Source organism: Bradyrhizobium sp. F1.13.3 (assembly GCF_040548265.1).
Lineage (GTDB): Bacteria > Pseudomonadota > Alphaproteobacteria > Rhizobiales > Xanthobacteraceae > Bradyrhizobium.
On the sequence record NZ_JBEPRI010000004.1, the window covers coordinates 367,380 to 383,945 of the forward strand.

The following is a 16,566-nucleotide window of genomic DNA, read 5'->3' on the forward strand; positions in this document are numbered from 1 at the left end:
AGGCGTGCCGGGTCATCATTTCATTTCGCGGTGCTCGGCGGCCGTCTGGCCCCTGGCATCGCAGTTCAGCCGGTAGACCCGGCCCGTTTTCTCCCGACGCGATTGCTCGATGCGCGCACCGATCATCCGCCGGCACGTCCAGACCCATCCGCCCCAAAGGGATGAGCCCGACATGCGTTCAACGCCCCACAACGTCACGTCTTCAACCATTGCCATCCGAGCCTGTTTCCAGCCCGTTCAGGCGCCCGAAAAGTCCGCTCTCGCCGGGCAGACAAGCCCGTATCCCGCTGCCTTTGTCTGGCTTGGCGGAGTGCTGTTTTGCAGACCCTTTGGGGGAGTGCCGGCGGGACGCAAACACACTCGCGCCGAACGGATCGAAAACTAGGACTCTCCGTTACGCCCGTCAAGAACTAGTGCGAGTTCCTGAATCAAATACTAAATATGGTGGATTGTGGGGGATAACAGGGGGCAGGCCCGCGCCTGTTGTTGAGCCAAGTATCAGTGAGTCCTCAGGGATTCCCAACCGAAAAAATTTGCATCTGGTGGTCCTGCTGAGGCTTCACCCCGCTGTTCACAGGCCAGGTATATTTTTAAGTCGCGGGGTTGCCTCAGCGGGACTCACGTAGGGCTACGGTAGGTAAGGGCAGGCATGCCCGCCGGGCTGGTGGTGGGAGGCGCGAATCCGCGCCAAGCTGCGCTGGATTTTGCCGGACTACCCACATGCTTGATTCGACCCGCCGGGATGCGCGAGCGCGCATCGCCCCGGCCGGCCTGATGTTCCTCGCCATCACCTCGGTGGGCTGGGGTTTCAACTGGCCGGTGACGAAATTCCTGCTCTCCGAGCTGCCGCCGCTGACCCTGCGCGGGGTCACCGGCGTGCTGGGCGCGGTGCTGCTGGCGGCGCTTGCGCTGATCCGCCGCGACAGCCTCAGCGTCCCGCGCGAGATCTGGCCGCGGCTCGTGACCGCCGCGCTCCTCAACGTCACCGGCTGGATGGTGCTGATGGGCCTGGCGCTGCTGTGGCTGCCGGCGAGCGAAGCAGCGCTGATCGCCTACACCATGCCGGTCTGGGCCTCGCTGATCGCCTGGCCGGTGCTGGGCGAGCGGCCGACCTTGTTGCGCACCATCGCGCTGGTGATGGCCTTTGCAGGCCTCGCCTCGATCATGGGCGGCAACGGCTTTGCCGCCACCGCGGACAAGCTGCCGGGCATCATCATGGCGCTGTGCGGGGCGCTCGGCTTCGCGCTCGGCACGGTGTTTTCGAAGAAGTACCCGATCCGCCTGCCGCCGATCACGGCCGCGGCCTGGCAGATCGGAATCGGCTGCCTGCCGATCACGATCATCGGCCTCGCCGTCGAGACCACGCATCTGGAGCTGGTGACGCCGGTCGGATGGTGGCTGCTGGTCTATTCGACCGTGGTGCAGTTCTGCATCGCCTATGTCAGCTGGTTCGCAGCACTTGCACGCCTGCCGGCCTCGGTCGCCGCGATCGGCACCATGGCGGTGCCTGTCATCGGCGTCGTGGCATCCGCGATCGCACTCCACGAGCCGCTGGGAGCAGGGCAGATTGCCGCGCTGATCTTCACGCTGGCGGCGGTGGTGCTGGCGACGCGCTAGGCGCCTAAATTTCGGTGACGACCCACGCTTCACACCGCCTTGTCTCCGAACGCAGCGGGAAGCGTGGTGAGGAACGACATCACGCGCTGTGTGCGCAGGGGCGGGCGGCGATCGGAGGTGCGCAGCATCCATAGGGGCTCCGCCGGCGCGCGCCAGGGCGCAAGCACTTCGACCAGCCGGCCGGCGCGCAGGTCTTCATGGACGAGCCACGCCGGCCCCCAGCCGATGCCGAACCCATTCGCGATCAAAGCGAGCGAAGCGTGCGCGTCGTCGCAAATGTGCTTGGGCTTGGGCGTGACGCGAATGAGTCCTTTGCCGCGCGGGTCGGCGAAACGCCAGGTGAGGATCTGACCGCTCGCGGGATTCCGGAAGCCGACGTGGTCGTGCGCGGAAAGCTCGTATGGCGTAGCCGGCGCGCCGCGCGCGTTCAGATAGGCAGGCGAGGCGCAAGCGATCCAGGGGAACGTGCAAAGCCGCCGCGCCTGATGGCCGGGCGCGCGGTCGAGGGACCCTGAGCGGATCGCGACGTCGACGCCTTCCGCCGCGAGATCGAGAATCTCGTTGCGGAATTTGACCTCGATCTCGATTTCCGGCCGTTCCCGCAGGAATGCGGGCAGTCGCGGCAGGATGCAGGCGCGCGCGAACGAGGCGGGGGCGGTCACGCGCACACGTCCGCCATCGTCGCGCGCGACTTCGCCGAGCGCGGATTGGACACGGGCGAGACTTTCGACCAACGCGCGTCCCGCCGCCATTAGCCTGTCGCCCTCTTCGGTTAGCGCCAACGAATGGGTGGAGCGATGCAAAAGCCGCAACCCGCGAGCCTTTTCGAAGCGGGCGACCGCCTTGGACATTGCCGAGGTGGTCGTCCCCGCCCGCCGCGCGGCTTCGGCGAAGGAGCCCGCCTCGACGACGCGGACGAAGGCGAGGAGACGTGAGAGGTCGGGAGGTAAAGTCGTTGTGGACATGCAGTCCACATAGTCATGGCTATGCAGTCACTACAAGAGCCATTCCCTAGCGGCTAAATACGGAGCGTCAGCGCGCAATCTGCGCCGCTAGAAACCGCGGGAAGTCCCATGAACCCCATCGAAATCACCCTGCAAGCCCTCGACGCCGCCGAGCGCGCGATTCCACCCGGCCAGCCGGTTTATATGCTCAATCTGCTGCGCTACCGCGCGTATGCGCGTTACGAGGACGGATTCGACGCCGCGCCCTGCTCGGGCCGCGAAGCCTTTCATGAACGCTATAGGCCGGCATTTCGGCGCCTCGCGGCCGGTAAGCCGCTCGTGCGGATGTTTTCCGGGCCGGTCCTGACGAGCCTCGTCGGCGCGCCAAGCGAACGCTGGGACGAAGCGGCGATCAATGAATACGGCGATTTCGCCACCTTCCGCTCGATCGTCGACACCGAGACTTACCGGCGCGAAGCCGCCCCGCATCGGCACGCGGCGCTCGAGGATTTCCGGCTGTTCGCGCTCGCCAAGGCGATGTGAACGCATCGAGGCGACGGCCTCGGCATTCGCCTTTAACGGAGCACTTCAGTCATCGGGAGTTTGTCTTCGAGCACCTGCTGGCATACTCCAGGGAGGTCGAGATACCGATGCGGGTGACGTTGGGCGGATCTGGCTGTAACAGCTCAAAGGCGCGGCGCCCATTTTGACCGGTGGCCATCGAAAAGAAGAAGCTGGCGGCGCGGAATGAGTTGGAATGGCCCAAAGGAAAACGTGAGTTCCTCTCGACGCCGGCCTCTCTGCAATGTCTCCGTGGTAGCCCGCATTCTTCACTGCCAAAGGACGCGACAGTGCGCTGAAAATATCATGCGTCACAAGGCTGCTGAACATCGCGATTTTGAAAAGCACGATCGCAGCGAGCATTTTGTCGCAGGATCCAAAGCGTTCCTTGGGCTTCGTGCGGCCCCTGCCACGAACGGCGGATTTACCTGATTTAACCGACCCGCACCGCCCACCGGACTATAGTCGCTGGATCGCAGTTTCGTCCGTCCGAAAGGTATCGCAATGAAACACCTGATCCTGGGAGCACTCCTCTCCATGGCGGCCAGCCTTCCTTCGTTCGCGCAGACGCCCGCAAGCAAGCCCGTCTCGATCGTTCTCGTACACGGCGCCTTCGTTGACGGCTCGGGCTGGAAGGCTGTCTACGACATTCTGACCCGCGACGGTTATGAGGTTTTGGTCGTCCAGAACTCGACTGCAACGCTCGACGGTGATGTCGAGACAACGCGGGAGGTCATACGCAAGGCGGGAAAGCCGATCATTTTGGTAGGCCACTCGTATGGCGGTGCCGTCATCACCGAAGCCGGAAGCGATCCCAGGGTTCGCAAGCTTGTCTATATTGCCGCTTTCGCGCCAGAGGTCGGAGAATCCGTCTACGAGCTCGCGACGCGTCCTACTCCGGGCGAGGCCGGTGCACCGTTGTTGCCGCCGAGCGGCGGCTTTCTTCTGGTTGATCCGGCGAAGTTTCCGAGTGCGTTCGCGCAGGATGTTGATCCGTCCATCACCGCCTTCATGGCCGCAGCACAAGTTCCGTGGGGACTCAAAGCGGTCGAACACAAGATCGTTGGCGCAGCATGGAAAGACAAGCCTGTGCACTACATGCTGACAACGCAAGATCACATGGTGCCGCCCAGCACACAGCGCTTCACGTCTTCGCGAGCAAAAGCGAAACTTACCGAGCTGCCGAGCAGCCATGCCGCGATGCTCTCCCACCCGCGGGAAGTTGCAGCCTTCATCGAAAGCGCAGCCGGAGAAGCAGATTGATATCACCGGCACCATGTTGGCGGCAATATTACGACGTTTGGGCTTAGTGCCTTCACAAGATTCAAGGGGAATGTCATGACTCAGCACGTCCTGGTTATCGTCAGCAACGCAGCCGTGATCGGTCCGCACAATCGTAAGACGGGCTTCTTTTTCGCCGAGGTCGCGCATCCGTTCGATGTGCTGGACAAGGCAGGCATTGCCGTTGAGTTCGCCTCTCTAAGGGGCGGGTGGACGCCATATGATGCCTACGACGAGAAAGATCCTGCGCAGAAGTCTTTTCTCGAAAGCAAGGCCTTTCGCCGTTTGAATCGCAGTCGCAAACTAGCTGAGGTGGATGCTGCCGATTACGAAGCCATCTTCGTGCCAGGCGGTCTTGGACCGATGGTCGACATTCAGCGTAACCCCGTCGTTCAGAATGCAGTCGTGCGCGCCTGGAGCAGTGGAAAGTTTGTAACTGCCGTTTGTCACGGTCCGTGCGCGCTTCTTGGCGTAGACCTTGGCGATGGCAAGCCGTTCGTGCAGGGCAAGAAGCTCACATCGTTCTCGAAGAAGGAAGAGTACGACTACGCACGCGAAGACGTTCCTTACGAACTTGAAGATGCGCTGCGGGCAGAGGGTGCCCAGTATACGTCCGCAGCAAACTGGCAACCTCACGTCGTCGTCGACGGACGCCTCATCACTGGCCAGAATCCCGCCTCGGCCGGGCTCCTGGCCAAGGAGTTGCTGGCAGCACTCAGAAAATAAAGAATAGGCAGCCGAGCATCGCCTGGCTGACCTGGAGGCCGCATTCCCCGAGGAAGCGTGGTTGATAACAATGCCTCGGACGCAGAACTCGAAGTGAAGGTCTGCTTCGGGGGCATACACGTTGGTTCGCCGGTAGCTCGACGACTTCCGGTCTACTCCCGGCTTCGGACACTTCGCTGTAGCGCAAACTGGAGCAATGGGCCCACGAGCGGACGCATCGCGACTCAGCAGTTCGCAACTTTCGATCGCCCGCGTCAGCGCGCAGCTAACAATTCCGCCAAGGCCGGGGCGTTATGACGGTTCAGCCGCGCTTGGCGCCCGCGGTGACCTCGTCTTTGTGGGCAGCGAAGGCTTCCAGAACTTCGGTTTTCTCGCGCTTCGGGATTTTGAAGTGATCCAGGGTCCGTCCGAGTTCCGCTGCGACTTCGTCGAACTCTGCAGGTGAGATCCGGAGGTTGCGATGGGCCTCCTCAAGGCCAAGCGGGGTTGCGCCGGGCCTGGTTGCTGCAAACTTGAAGGGGCCACCCGAAACGTCGCAGACCCACAACGTGCGCATGAATTTGAGGCCGGGGAGCCTTTCCAGGCTCTTGGTGTGCCATTCTCGGAGCTGCGGATTCTTGGACTTCTGGCCGACGATGGGATTCTTCACGACGGCATCGCTGAAGTGATCCACTACAGCCGCGATGGCGAAAGCGCCGCCCAGCCGCTCATAGAGGCTTTTCTCAGGCGTGGTTTGCTTGTTCTGTGCTTGCGCGTTGTCCGCACTCGCCAAAGCCATGGGGACAGCAATCATCGCCAATCCTGCGACGATGCTTCGTCGCGTGATGGAAGTCGAACGAGTCTTTGTCATTGGCAGCTCCTTAGAGATGGCTCAAAAGGCCTCACCGCCTTGAGCACGGTGTGTCGTAGCTCGGCGTCCTCCGATGCCAACGGGTACGCCGCCACTGTTGGCGTTCAGGCCCCGTCTGATCGGCGCTCTCCTTGCTGTCTCCTTGGATGGCTTTGAAGCGAAGAGGTTCCCGTCAAAAATCGAAGTCGACGAACAAAACCCGCGCCACGAATGTCCGGACTGGGTCACAAGTCGCCGATCACACCCAACGTAGGAGCTTCCGCTTGGCCTTGGTGAGCCGACGTTATGTACACGGCCTGTCGTATTTCGACGTCATAGACCTGATCGCGGGCGTCGCCTCGAAGGCCAGAATTGTCGGTCTCGATCTGGTCGAATTGGCGCCGGAGCGTGATGTGCAGAATATCGGGGCAATCTGCGCAGCGCGGATCATCTGCAACACCATTGGATGTGTCGCCAAGCAGATACGCTAGCCGGCCGGCATGCCTCCCAGCGCCTTCCTGATCATCTCGGCGAGCTGGTTGCGGCGGTAGGGTTTTGTCAGCAGCATCACGCCGTCGTCGAGCTTGCCGTGGTGGACGATGGCGTTGTCGGTATAGCCGGAGGTGTAGAGCACCTTCACGCCGGGGCGGATCGTCGCCACCTTGTCGGCGAGCTCGCGCCCGCTCATGCCGCCGGGGATGACGACGTCGGTGAACAGCAGATCGAACGGCTGGCCCGCCCGGATCAACTCCAGCGCGGCCTTGCCGTCGGGCGCGGCGACGGTCTGGTAGCCGAGGCTCTGGAGCTGCACGGTGACGAAGTTGCGCACCAGCGGATCGTCCTCGACCACGAAAATGGTCTCGGCGCCGCCTTCCGCCTGCGGCGGCGTGGTCGGGGCCGCCTCGGCCATGCCTTCGCCCGGTGGCAGATAGAGCTTGATCGTGGTGCCGTGGCCTTCCTCGCTGTAGATCTTGATGTGGCCGCCGGACTGCTTGACGAAGCCGTAGACCATGGAGAGGCCGAGGCCGCTGCCCTTGCCGACCTCCTTGGTGGTGAAGAACGGCTCGAACGCCTGCTGCTGCACCTCGGCCGGCATGCCGGTGCCGGTGTCGCTGACGGCGAGCATCACGTACGGGCCGGGCCGTACGTCGGGATTGTTTTGCGCATAGGCCTGGTCGAGCACGACGCGGTGGGCCTCGAGCAGCAGCTTGCCGCCGTTCGGCATGGCGTCGCGGGCGTTGATGGCCATGTTGAGCAGGGCATTGGTGAGGCGGGACGGATCGATGTGCGCGGTCATCTGCCCCTGTTCGAGCACGGTCTCGATCTCGATCTGCTCGCCGAGGGTAGGGCGCAGCAGTTTCGCGATGTCCCCGACCGCGGTGTTGATCTCGACGTTGCGCGGCTGGAGCGGCTGCCTGCGCGCAAAGGCGAGCAGATGCTGGATCAGCTCGGCGCAGCGTTCGGCGGCCTCGTCGATCAGGCGCGCCACGCGCTGGAGGTCGGGCTGCTGCTTCAGGCTTGCCACCAGCGTCTCCGTATTGCCGGAGATCACGGTGAGCATGTTGTTGAAGTCGTGCGCGACGCCGCCGGTGAGCTTGCCGATGGCATCCAGTTTCTGCGACTGGTACAACTGCCGCTCGGTCTCGCGCGACATGGTCGCGTCGTGATAGACCAGCACCGCGCCGGAGACGTTGCCTTGCCCGTCCAGCATCGGCCGGCCGCTGATCATGAGATGGCGGGAAGGATTGCCGCTGTGCGGGCGGACGATCATCTCCATATTCTCGAACGGCTCGCCGCGAAGCACGCGTGCCGACGGCAGCTCGTCGGGCTTGAGCGGGGTGACGCCGTCGCCGTGAAGCACACTGGACATCGCGCGCAGATTGCGCAGGTTCATGCCGCTCCGGTGCAGCAGCATGCGCTCCGCGGCCGGATTGGACAGAAGGACGTTGCCCTCGGCATCGATGACCAGCACGGCCTCCGCCATGCTGTGAAACGTGCTCTGGAGCACGTTGACCGACAGGCGCAGCTCGTCATGCGCGGTGACCAGATGCTCGGTGCGCTCGGCCACTGCGGACTCGAGCTGCTGCTTGGCGGCCGTGGTCTCCAATAGCGTGCTCTTGAGTGCGCCCTCGGTGCGCCGGCTCTCGCGCATCATCATCACGACCAGCAGCAGGATCACCAGCGCGCCGGCGAGGTCGATGCCGAGCAGCACGATGCCGGTACGGCGCGAATCCTGGGAGCGCGCCGCGAGCAATCGTTCTTCCTCTGCGCTCAAACGATCGAAATTGCCCATCACTGTGTCCATGAGGCCACGGCCCTCGCCCTTGCCCTGCACCGCGGCAATGCCGGCCTGATCGTTTCCGGCGCGCAGGCGCATCACTTCGGCGGCGATCTCGATCCGGCGGAGCGCCAGCGGCTCGGTGCCCTCGAGCAGCGCGACATGTTCGGGCGTGTCGCGCACGCTGCGCTTGAGGTCGGCGAGTGCCGGTGCGATCCGGGCGTGCACCGCCTGGAATTCTTCGCTGAAGCTCGGGCTGCGATAGATCTCGTAGCCGCGTGCGGCGCTCTCGGCGCTGCGCATCAGCACCCGCAGGTCGGAGATCTTCTTCAGCACCTGGACGGTGTGATTGACCCATGCCGCATCGGACCGTGACTTGACGTCGAGGCCGATCGAGGCTGCGGTGATGATCAGGAGGATGGCAAGTCCAGCACCGAGAATGACGCGCTGCGTTGGGATCAAGGGGCTTCTTTCTTGTCCTTCGGCTGTGAGCCATCGCCCGGCCCGGCGATGCATTCCCGGATCGTGGTCAGCAGCGCGTCCGGCGTGAACGGCTTGCGCAGGCAGCGGGTCGCGCCGAGCTCCAGCGCCATCCGGAGGAAGTCGGGAGAGGGCGAGGCGGATGACGCGAAGGCGTAGCCGGACATCGCGATCAGCGGAACCGCCGGCGCGCGCTCGTGAAAGATGCGAATGGACTCGAAGCCGCGCATATGCGGCATGAAGATGTCGACCAGCATCACATCGAAACTCTGTGTTTCGAGCGCAGCCAAACCCGTTTCTCCGCCGTCAGTCAACGTGACGTCGAAGCCCTGGCGCTGGAGGAGGACCTCGATGGTCGCGCCGACCATCGGATCGTCATCAACCACGAGAATACGCGGCATGACACTTCCCAGTCATCGAAGTCCCCATAGCCAAGTTGATACAGGTGAATCGCGCGTCGGGTCAATTTGGGATTGGATAAGGGTAGATATGCACGGTGCGGTGAATAAAGGTCCGCTCGCGTCGGTTGGTACGCGGCATTGCAGATGACGAACACGCGAAACAGGTGAAGCGCCCCCAATGCAAAAAGGCGCCGCATCGCTGCGACGCCTTCTTCTTCAAATGTTGCCGGTGTGCTTACGGACAAGGATGACGCTGGCCGTCATAGCCCAGATAGGTGCCGGACGCCGGATCGTAGGACTTGTAGCGCTGCGCGCAGTAGCCCTCGGAGTCGCCGCCGCTATCGGGGACCACGGCCACTGACGGCTCGTCATAATAGCTGTCGTCGCCATAGTAGTAGGGGTCGTTGTAATAGCCGCCGCCGTAATAGGCGTACGAGCCGAGGCCGCCGATCGCAGCACCCGCGGCGACACCGGGCCAGAACCCGCCGCCGCGACGATGATGCCAGTGACGACCACTCCAATTGCCGCTACCGCCCTGCCAGTTGCCCGCAGTCGCGACGCTGCGTGTCCCGCTGTAGGACGGCGAAAAGGCCTGTCGGCTCGCGGTGCCGCCTACGAAGCTGCCACCGCTGGGACGTACCGCTGCGCCGGCGGCGAAATTGCCACCGCCACCACCGATCCTCGCGCCGCCGAAATTGCCGCCGCCCATGCGGGCGCCGCCACCGCCAAAGTGAGCACCCCCACCACTGAAGTGAGCGCCGCCGCCACCGCCGCCGAAGTGGGCACCGCCACCTCCGCCGCCAAAGTGGGCACCGCCGCCACCGCCGAAATGCCCACCGCCGCCACCGCCATGTCCGCCGCGACCTTGCGCGAAGCTTGGCGTCGCCAACGGGAGAACCAGCGCCACGGCCGCAGCCGCGCTCAAGACTTTCAGACTCTTCATGATCAAAACTCCTTTTCCCGGAAGCAAACCCCATGAAAGGGCTGTAGTTCCTGGGATCACGGCGGTTTGCGTGCGAGGATAAGCTTTCATGGCCACGCTGTATCCGGCATGAACGGATCGCGTCCGATTTGCGGCAGCGTCCGTGTGCCCGGCGACCGCATCTGCAGCGGGGCACCGCCGCCCGCGCCGAACTGGACATTTCGCCGTCCGGATGGCATCAGGACCCGACGAAGCAGGGCCCTTGCCGCATGAAACAGTTCTTCCTCAAGTTTTTCACCTGGTGGAATGGCCAGACGTTTGGCACTCAACTCTGGACCAAGCGCTACGGCGAGCTGGTCGGCCAGGACGAACAGGGCAACCTCTATTATCGCACCCGCGGCGGGGCGATCGATCCTGCGCTCGGCTTCGAGCGGCGCTGGGTGGTCTATAACGGCTATGCCGAGGCCAGCCGTATCCCGCCGTCCTGGCACGGCTGGATGCATCACACCGTCGACGTGCCGCCGACGCAGGACAACTACCAGCCGCGCGAGTGGGAAAAGCCGCACCAGCCCAATCTCACCGGCACGGCGAATGCCTACCGTCCTTCGGGCTCGACGCTCGCCAGCGGCAAGCGGCCGAAGGCGACCGGCGACTATCAGCCCTGGACGCCCAGCTAGGCTTCCGATCCCGCTGAATCCTTGTCGTAGGAGTGGATGCACCCGCATCCGCCTCGCTTTGCTGTGGACAGCGGGAACAGCGGGGATGATTGCTGCGCACTGGTTGCAGCCGTGCGAGCGATGCGGCTCAATGGTCGCATCTTACGGAGATGGGAGACCATCGCGTTCGGTTCGGGCAACAGTTCGCGACTGTCCCGAAATGCAGCGGCCGCCGACCAGGACTCGATCGGGAGATAGGCCCCCGGTCTGGAAGCTCCGAAATCGCCCGATGAAATGTGCAGCCGCCGTAAGACAGGAAAGGCCGCTCGGGAAACCGGGCGGCCTTTTTCTTTCGTGAAGGGACAACTGGACGTCACGTGCCCCGGACGCGGCGCAGCACGGAGTGATGCGCTGCAGAGCCGGGGCCCATGCCGCGGCGTGCCGCGTGGCTTGTTGGGTCCCGGCTCTGCGCAGTACCGCTACGCGCTGCAGCGCGTCCGGGACACGAGAGTGGAGACTAGGTCATCCGCTCGGCTGCGCGCTTCACCGCTTCGAGGCGGCGCGCCTGGCCTTGCGCGCCACGCTCTCTGAGCAACGCCACCACTTCCGCCGGCGCGGTATCCGGCGAGCCGGCATTGAACGGCGGGGCCGGATTGTATTCGAGCTGAAGCTGGATCGCCTCCGCGGTGGTGCGATTGACCATGATCGACACCAGGGTCAGCGCGAAATCGATTCCCGCGGTGACACCGCCGCCGGTCACGCGGTTGCGGTCGACGCAGACGCGCGTCTTGGTCGGGGTCGCGCCGAACTGGCTGAGCATCTCCATCGCGCTCCAATGCGTGGCGGCGCGGTAGCCCTTCAGGAGGCCGGCGGCGCCGAGCGCCAGCGATCCCGTGCAGACCGAGGTGACGTATTTAGCGCCCTCGGCCTGGCGGCGCAGGAAACCGAGCACCTCCTCGTCATTGAGCAGATCGTTGGTGCCGCCGCCGCCGGGCACGCAGATCACGTCGAGCTGCGGGCAGTCGGCGAATGTCGTGGTCGGCGTCAGCGTCAGCACGGAATCGCTCGGCACCGGCTCGATCCGTTTCCAGATCAAATGCAGCTTTGCGCCGGGCACGGAGGAGAACACCTGCAAGGGACCCGTAAAATCGAGCTGGGTGACGCGCGGAAACACCAAGAGACCGATCTGGAGCGGGGACGACATGAGAGCCTCCAATTATGAGCTTGACGGAGGCAGCCTGTCATGATGCCCTTCTGTCCAAAATGGCGTATTTCCCTCGCTTTCGGACATGACCATGATCGGCATCCTGATCTTCCCGGACTTCCAGTTGCTCGATGCGGCCGGCCCGATCTCGGTGTTCGAGATCGCGGCGCGCTGTACGGGCAAGACGACGACCGGGATCCGCGTGCTGGCGGTGAACGCGGGGCCCGTGCGCAGCTCGTCCGGCGTGGAGATGATGGCGCGCGACTTCAAGTCGGCGAATGCGATCACGACGCTGGTCGTGGCGGGAGGCGCGGGCGTGACCGATGCCGCGCGCTGCGAGGTCACGCGTGCCTTCGTGCAGCGGCTGGCGCGGCGCGGCGTGCGGGTCGCGAGCGTCTGCTCGGGCGCCTATGTGCTGGCCGAGGCGAGATTGCTCGACGGCCGCCGCGCCACCACGCATTGGGGACGGACGCGGGATTTCGTCGCGCGCTATCCCAAGGTGAAGTTCGAGCCGGACCAGATTTTCACGCGCGATGGCAATGTGTGGACGTCGGCAGGCATCACGGCGGGCATCGACCTCGCGCTCGCGATGGTGACGGAGGATCACGGTGAGCAGATCGCGCAGGACACCGCGCGGCAGCTCGTGCTGTATCATCGCCGCAGCGGCGGCCAGTCGCAATTCTCGTCACTTCTGGAATTGAAGACGCCGAACGGCCGCTTTGGCGCGCTGCTGTCATGGGCGCGCGAGAACCTCGACGCCCGGTTGACGGTCGAAGACCTCGCCGACCGCGCCGGCATGAGTGCGCGGCATTTTACCCGCGCCTTTGCCGCCGAGACCGGCACGACGCCCTCGAAGGCCATCGAGCGCTTGCGCATCGAGGTCGCGCGCGAGCGCGTGCAGTCCTCGCGCGAGGCGATCGAGCTCGTCGCGGAGGCGACAGGTTTTCGCGATCCCGAGCGCATGCGTCGTGCCTTTATCCGTGCCTTCGGCCAGCCGCCGCAGGCGCTGCGGCGCGCGGCAAGGGCCGGGTAGGGAGAATTGATCGGGTTGGAGAGCCCGCTTGAGCGGGTGAGCAGACTTGCATATGGCCGGGCGTTCCGCCTTTTGACCCGGAACGGACCTCGTCAAGCGGATGCACCCGTTGTAGACGATCGGTACAACACGTACCGTCGCCGATACCTATGCAAGGAACCGCAATGACCGATCGAGAAAAGATCCTGATTGCCCTTCGTGAAAAGCCTCTGAAGACTTTCGAAGTCATGAAGCGCGTGAACATCAAGAACCAGGACGACTGCCAATCGCTCCTGTTGAAGATGCGTGACGAAGGCGCTGTGAAGTTCGATATTCACAAGGGAAATTGGCGCGCTGCGTGACGACATTCGCCTGGTCACCAGCGGCTTCGCGATGGCACAGCGGACATGACGTGAAGATTGATTCAGCCCGATGCGGCCTTGCCGTCGGTTGCCGCGGCGCCCGAGGCCTGTGCGCGCGCCGTCAAGCGCCGCGCGATCGGCATCAGCATATAGGGCGCCAGGTGAATGGGAAACTGCGTCATCGCGAAATAGAGCCAGGTGGTGGGCGGCAGCGCGCCGGCGGTCGCGGCGAGCATCAGGCCCAGATTGCGCTGTGACACCATCAGCCCGAGCGCCAGCGCGCGCTCATAGCCGATACGGCGGAACAGCACCGTGGTGACGGCGAGCAGCGTGAAATAGATCGCGAAGGCGAGCGCTGCGAAGCCGAGGGTGGAGACCGGCCGGGCGACGAGATCGCTCGCGACGTCGCCCATGATCGCGGTCGCGAAGACCAGCAGAATGACGATGTTGAAGCCGTCGATCGGCTGCCTGTGGCGCTGGATCGCGGCCGCGCCGAAGATCTGTCGGATCACGGTCGCGGCCAGCAGCGATGCTGCGAGGATGCCGAGCAGCTTCAAGCCCAGCGCAGGCGGCGAAATGCTGAGCATGCCATCGAGGAACAGGCTTGCGAACAGCGATGCCGTGAACGGCACCAGCGCGGTCGCGCTCACCAGCGTGACCAGCACCAGCGTGGCGTCGAGGCCCATCAGCGCGGCCAGCGCCGGCGCGGCCATCATCGGCGACGCCATGCTCTGCAGCATCAATGCCAGGGCAAGGTCGGGCGCGCGCGCCGTGAGCGCGGTGAGATGGACGATCAGCCCGACGATCACAGGCACGCCGATCATGGTCCAGACGGTCGCGGTCGCCACCAGCGCCGGCCGCCGCAGATGGCCGGAGAGCGCGGCCAGATCGACCCGCATGAAGGAGATGCAGAGCAGGACGAAGATCGCCTCGGTGACGTAGGGACGCAGCAACGCACCGAGCGGCGGCACCGCGAGCGCGATGAACACGACGGCGGCGACCGCGCGGGTGCCTTGGCCACCGAGCCATGTCAGCCCGCGCAGGGGGAGGGCGAATATGCTTTGAAGAACGGGCGGCATGAGGAATGGCGTTTCAGCCCAATCCTTTCAGCCACGCGCCGATCTCGCTCACGGCGACATTGGCCTCTCGCAGCAATTTGCCCATCGTGAAGAAGCCATGGAACTGGCCGGGATAATGCTTGGTAGCCACGGGCACACCGGCCTGCTTCAGACGTTCGGCATATTCGTCGCCCTCGTCGCGCAGGGGATCGGCGCCGGCGGTCAGCACATAGGCCGGCGGCAGGCCGGCCAGGTTCTTCGCCCGTGCCGGCGAGGCGCGCCAGTCGTGGATATCGGCGGCGCCGTTGAGATAATGGTCGCGGAACCAGCGGATCACAGAATGCGTCAGCAGCACGCTGGTCTCGGGCTCGCTGTGGGAGCCGTGCGTCATGGCGAAATCGGTCGCCGGATAGATCAGCAACTGGCCCGCGATGGCGGGACCGTTGCCGTCGCGCGCGGCGAGCGCGACGACTGCGGCGAGGTTGCCCCCGGCGCTATCGCCGCCGACCGAAAGCCGGGAGGCGTCGATGCCGAGCTCGCGCGCGTTGGCGGCGACCCATTTGGTCGCGGCGATCGCGTCATCGGCGGCGGCGGGAAATTTGTGCTCGGGCGCGAGGCGGTAGTCCACCGAGATCACGATCAGCGCGCCGGCGTCGGCAAGCTGGCGGCAGACGACGTCATGGGAATCGAGATCGCCGATCACCCAGCCGCCGCCGTGGAAGAACACCAGCGCCGGGGACAAGCCATCATGCCGGCGGGACTCTTTCGGAACATAGAGGCGCGCGGGAATGGCGCCGTGCGGTGCCGGGATTGACAGCGGCGTGACGCGTGCGAGGTCCGGTGGCTCGGGATTGGTCGCAAAGCGCGCCTGCGCGTAATAGGCGCGCGCTTCCGGGGCGGTCAGGGTCTCGTAGGCGGGGCGGCCTGCCTCCTGGAAGGCCTGGTAGACGGCGGCGGCATCGGGATCGAGCACAACGGGCATGGGGAAGCGACCTCTGGGTTTCCAGTTATGGTTGGAGTTCTTTTTGGGAGCGGCGCCGCCTGGCCCCCGGGGAAGGGCGCTCGACTATCCCATCCGGGGGCCGATCTGGCCAGACCGGGCCGGGAAGGGCAGGGATGCCGCCCTTCCCCCGCCGTATTCGCCGTGTTAACCGGATGGCCTGCGAGCGGCGGTATCCCCTGTAGAATGTCCAGCAAGCCCGATTCGCTGTTGAAGCCGCGCGAGATGTTTCGAACATTTACCCTGACAGGTCTTGCGGCGCTTCTGGCCGCCACCGTACTGACGGCTGCGACGCCGGCGCAGGCGCAAATCGGCACGATCTTTTCCGATCCGCCGCCGCTGCGGCCGCCCGGCAACATTCCGCGTGGCCAGCCCCAGCCGCAGCCACAGATCCCCGACGACGACGAAGAGGTGCCGGAGCTGCCGCCGCAGGGCCGTGTGCTGCCGTCGCGTCCGATGGCGCCGCCGCCGGGCCGGCAGGGCAACGTGATGCCGGGCCCGGTCGAGACCCAACCTCTGGCGCCGCCGCCCGGGTCTAGTGCTGCTCCGCCAAACCAGCCGCCGCCCGTCGCGGTCGCTCCACCCAATTCGCAAGGCGCCCCGGGTACGCCCGGTCAGCGCCAGCCACAGCAGAAGGGCGGGCCGGGCGGCGCAGTCCCACAGACGCCGGCGAGCCTTCAGCCGGGCGACGAGGTCGTCACCGAGCCGCCGGCCCAGAAGATCGTGAACAAGAAGGCGACCTTCTCCGGCCTCGACAAGATCACCGGTCGCATCATCAATTTCGACGAGGAGATCGGCGAGACCGTGCAGTTCGGTGCGCTGCGGGTCAAAACCGACGCCTGCTACACGCGGCCGGCGACCGAGGCCGCCAACACCGACGCCTTCGTCGAGGTCGACGAGATCACCTTGCAGGGTGAGGTGAAGCGCATCTTCTCGGGCTGGATGTACGCGGCAAGTCCGGGCCTGCACGGCGTCGAGCACCCGATCTACGATATCTGGCTCACCGACTGCAAAGAGCCGCAGCAAACGATTGCGACCGCGGCACCGGATCCCGGCACCAAGCCGGCAGCACCGCCGCCCCCCGCGCAGAAGAAAGCCGCGCCCAAGCAGGTGCAGCAGCGTCCGCCGCAGCCCTTGCCGCCGATCCAGCAGCAGCAGCCGGCTCCGCCGCCGCCACCTCCGCCGCCCGAGCAGCGCCCGGGTCTGTTCGGCATCCCCGGGTTTGGCCGCTAGGC

At 64.9% G+C, this 16,566-nt stretch carries 18 protein-coding genes; 9 read left to right on the forward strand and 9 right to left on the reverse strand.

The features are described 5' to 3' along the window. Positions 1 to 15: 15 nt before the first annotated feature. On the reverse strand, positions 16 to 216 hold the full coding sequence (locus tag ABIB66_RS14145; protein WP_275171885.1) for a hypothetical protein: 201 nt from the start codon (positions 214 to 216) through the stop codon (positions 16 to 18). A 504-nt stretch (positions 217 to 720) separates the two neighbouring features. Here ABIB66_RS14145 and ABIB66_RS14150 point away from each other — a divergent pair. Further along, positions 721 to 1,617, forward strand: coding sequence for a DMT family transporter (locus tag ABIB66_RS14150; RefSeq protein WP_354203763.1), 897 nt, complete (start codon positions 721 to 723; stop codon positions 1,615 to 1,617). 29 nt (positions 1,618 to 1,646) lie between these two features. On the opposite strand, the gene ABIB66_RS14155 is transcribed toward ABIB66_RS14150, so the two are convergent. After that, a complete protein-coding gene (locus ABIB66_RS14155; RefSeq protein ID WP_354203761.1) occupies positions 1,647 to 2,582 on the reverse strand; it encodes a LysR family transcriptional regulator in 936 nt (311 codons plus the stop codon). 108 nt (positions 2,583 to 2,690) lie between these two features. Between ABIB66_RS14155 and ABIB66_RS14160 the strand changes: the two genes are divergently transcribed. The 3 genes from ABIB66_RS14160 to ABIB66_RS14170 all read left to right on the forward strand — a co-directional run bounded on the left by ABIB66_RS14160 (position 2,691) and on the right by ABIB66_RS14170 (position 5,129). Beyond that, positions 2,691 to 3,104: a hypothetical protein gene (locus ABIB66_RS14160; protein ID WP_354203759.1), complete on the forward strand. Its 414-nt coding sequence runs from the start codon at positions 2,691 to 2,693 to the stop codon at positions 3,102 to 3,104. Positions 3,105 to 3,626: 522 nt separating this feature from the next. Then, positions 3,627 to 4,385 carry an alpha/beta fold hydrolase gene (locus ABIB66_RS14165; protein ID WP_354254954.1) on the forward strand — a complete coding sequence of 253 codons (759 nt, stop codon included), beginning with the start codon at positions 3,627 to 3,629 and terminating at the stop codon, positions 4,383 to 4,385. Between the two features lie 75 nt (positions 4,386 to 4,460). Then, a complete protein-coding gene (locus ABIB66_RS14170) occupies positions 4,461 to 5,129 on the forward strand; it encodes a type 1 glutamine amidotransferase domain-containing protein (RefSeq protein ID WP_354203755.1) in 669 nt (222 codons plus the stop codon). A gap of 301 nt (positions 5,130 to 5,430) precedes the next feature. Here ABIB66_RS14170 and ABIB66_RS14175 read toward each other — a convergent pair whose 3' ends face one another. Beyond that, positions 5,431 to 5,922, reverse strand: coding sequence for a group I truncated hemoglobin (locus ABIB66_RS14175; RefSeq protein WP_275172012.1), 492 nt, complete (start codon positions 5,920 to 5,922; stop codon positions 5,431 to 5,433). A 329-nt stretch (positions 5,923 to 6,251) separates the two neighbouring features. Between ABIB66_RS14175 and ABIB66_RS14180 the strand changes: the two genes are divergently transcribed. Next, positions 6,252 to 6,449, forward strand: coding sequence for an arginase family protein (locus ABIB66_RS14180; protein ID WP_354204545.1), 198 nt, complete (start codon positions 6,252 to 6,254; stop codon positions 6,447 to 6,449). On the opposite strand, the gene ABIB66_RS14185 is transcribed toward ABIB66_RS14180, so the two are convergent. The 3 genes from ABIB66_RS14185 to ABIB66_RS14195 form a co-directional block, all read right to left on the reverse strand. Beyond that, positions 6,446 to 8,698: a CHASE3 domain-containing protein gene (locus ABIB66_RS14185; protein WP_354203752.1), complete on the reverse strand. Its 2,253-nt coding sequence runs from the start codon at positions 8,696 to 8,698 to the stop codon at positions 6,446 to 6,448. The genes ABIB66_RS14180 and ABIB66_RS14185 overlap by 4 nt on opposite strands. Further along, positions 8,695 to 9,117 (reverse strand): response regulator, encoded by a 423-nt coding sequence (locus tag ABIB66_RS14190; RefSeq protein ID WP_275171893.1) that lies wholly within the window; start codon positions 9,115 to 9,117, stop codon positions 8,695 to 8,697. The genes ABIB66_RS14185 and ABIB66_RS14190 overlap by 4 nt, the downstream gene beginning before the upstream one ends. 235 nt (positions 9,118 to 9,352) lie before the next feature. Beyond that, a complete protein-coding gene (locus tag ABIB66_RS14195; RefSeq protein ID WP_354054868.1) occupies positions 9,353 to 10,060 on the reverse strand; it encodes a BA14K family protein in 708 nt (235 codons plus the stop codon). Positions 10,061 to 10,308: 248 nt separating this feature from the next. Here ABIB66_RS14195 and ABIB66_RS14200 point away from each other — a divergent pair, with 248 nt between their 5' ends. Beyond that, positions 10,309 to 10,716 carry an NADH:ubiquinone oxidoreductase subunit NDUFA12 gene (locus ABIB66_RS14200; RefSeq protein ID WP_354054866.1) on the forward strand — a complete coding sequence of 136 codons (408 nt, stop codon included), beginning with the start codon at positions 10,309 to 10,311 and terminating at the stop codon, positions 10,714 to 10,716. Positions 10,717 to 11,212: 496 nt separating this feature from the next. Here the strand turns inward: ABIB66_RS14200 and ABIB66_RS14205 are convergent, their stop codons facing one another. Further along, complete coding sequence (locus ABIB66_RS14205; protein WP_354203749.1) at positions 11,213 to 11,899, reverse strand: DJ-1/PfpI family protein; 687 nt, start codon at positions 11,897 to 11,899, stop codon at positions 11,213 to 11,215. A 91-nt stretch (positions 11,900 to 11,990) separates the two neighbouring features. Between ABIB66_RS14205 and ABIB66_RS14210 the strand changes: the two genes are divergently transcribed. Further along, the gene (locus tag ABIB66_RS14210) at positions 11,991 to 12,932 is read left to right on the forward strand and encodes a GlxA family transcriptional regulator (RefSeq protein WP_354203747.1); all 942 of its coding nucleotides are present in this window, start codon (positions 11,991 to 11,993) and stop codon (positions 12,930 to 12,932) included. 164 nt (positions 12,933 to 13,096) lie between these two features. Further along, complete coding sequence (locus tag ABIB66_RS14215; protein ID WP_275171898.1) at positions 13,097 to 13,273, forward strand: hypothetical protein; 177 nt, start codon at positions 13,097 to 13,099, stop codon at positions 13,271 to 13,273. A gap of 62 nt (positions 13,274 to 13,335) precedes the next feature. Here ABIB66_RS14215 and ABIB66_RS14220 read toward each other — a convergent pair whose 3' ends face one another. Both ABIB66_RS14220 and lipP1 read right to left on the reverse strand, forming a co-directional pair. Next, entirely contained in the window at positions 13,336 to 14,352 is a 1,017-nt protein-coding gene (locus ABIB66_RS14220) for a Na+-dependent transporter (RefSeq protein WP_354203745.1), read from the reverse strand. Between the two features lie 13 nt (positions 14,353 to 14,365). Further along, positions 14,366 to 15,313 (reverse strand): LipP1 family hormone-sensitive lipase, encoded by a 948-nt coding sequence (gene lipP1 / locus ABIB66_RS14225; protein WP_354203743.1) that lies wholly within the window; start codon positions 15,311 to 15,313, stop codon positions 14,366 to 14,368. Between the two features lie 204 nt (positions 15,314 to 15,517). Between lipP1 and ABIB66_RS14230 the strand changes: the two genes are divergently transcribed. Next, positions 15,518 to 16,564, forward strand: coding sequence for a DUF2155 domain-containing protein (locus ABIB66_RS14230; RefSeq protein ID WP_354203741.1), 1,047 nt, complete (start codon positions 15,518 to 15,520; stop codon positions 16,562 to 16,564). Positions 16,565 to 16,566: the final 2 nt, after the last annotated feature.

Bases quoted from the DNA above. Each gene is read 5' to 3' on its own strand.
- ABIB66_RS14145 (WP_275171885.1), bottom strand. From the start codon at position 216: ATGGCAATGGTTGAAGACGTGACGTTGTGGGGCGTTGAACGCATGTCG.
- ABIB66_RS14150 (WP_354203763.1), top strand. From the start codon at position 721: ATGCTTGATTCGACCCGCCGGGATGCGCGAGCGCGCATCGCCCCGGCC.
- ABIB66_RS14155 (WP_354203761.1), bottom strand. From the start codon at position 2,582: ATGTCCACAACGACTTTACCTCCCGACCTCTCACGTCTCCTCGCCTTC.
- ABIB66_RS14160 (WP_354203759.1), top strand. From the start codon at position 2,691: ATGAACCCCATCGAAATCACCCTGCAAGCCCTCGACGCCGCCGAGCGC.
- ABIB66_RS14165 (WP_354254954.1), top strand. From the start codon at position 3,627: ATGAAACACCTGATCCTGGGAGCACTCCTCTCCATGGCGGCCAGCCTT.
- ABIB66_RS14170 (WP_354203755.1), top strand. From the start codon at position 4,461: ATGACTCAGCACGTCCTGGTTATCGTCAGCAACGCAGCCGTGATCGGT.
- ABIB66_RS14175 (WP_275172012.1), bottom strand. From the start codon at position 5,922: ATGATTGCTGTCCCCATGGCTTTGGCGAGTGCGGACAACGCGCAAGCA.
- ABIB66_RS14190 (WP_275171893.1), bottom strand. From the start codon at position 9,117: ATGCCGCGTATTCTCGTGGTTGATGACGATCCGATGGTCGGCGCGACC.
- ABIB66_RS14195 (WP_354054868.1), bottom strand. From the start codon at position 10,060: ATGAAGAGTCTGAAAGTCTTGAGCGCGGCTGCGGCCGTGGCGCTGGTT.
- ABIB66_RS14200 (WP_354054866.1), top strand. From the start codon at position 10,309: ATGAAACAGTTCTTCCTCAAGTTTTTCACCTGGTGGAATGGCCAGACG.
- ABIB66_RS14205 (WP_354203749.1), bottom strand. From the start codon at position 11,899: ATGTCGTCCCCGCTCCAGATCGGTCTCTTGGTGTTTCCGCGCGTCACC.
- ABIB66_RS14210 (WP_354203747.1), top strand. From the start codon at position 11,991: ATGATCGGCATCCTGATCTTCCCGGACTTCCAGTTGCTCGATGCGGCC.
- ABIB66_RS14215 (WP_275171898.1), top strand. From the start codon at position 13,097: ATGACCGATCGAGAAAAGATCCTGATTGCCCTTCGTGAAAAGCCTCTG.
- ABIB66_RS14220 (WP_354203745.1), bottom strand. From the start codon at position 14,352: ATGCCGCCCGTTCTTCAAAGCATATTCGCCCTCCCCCTGCGCGGGCTG.
- lipP1 (WP_354203743.1), bottom strand. From the start codon at position 15,313: ATGCCCGTTGTGCTCGATCCCGATGCCGCCGCCGTCTACCAGGCCTTC.
- ABIB66_RS14230 (WP_354203741.1), top strand. From the start codon at position 15,518: ATGTCCAGCAAGCCCGATTCGCTGTTGAAGCCGCGCGAGATGTTTCGA.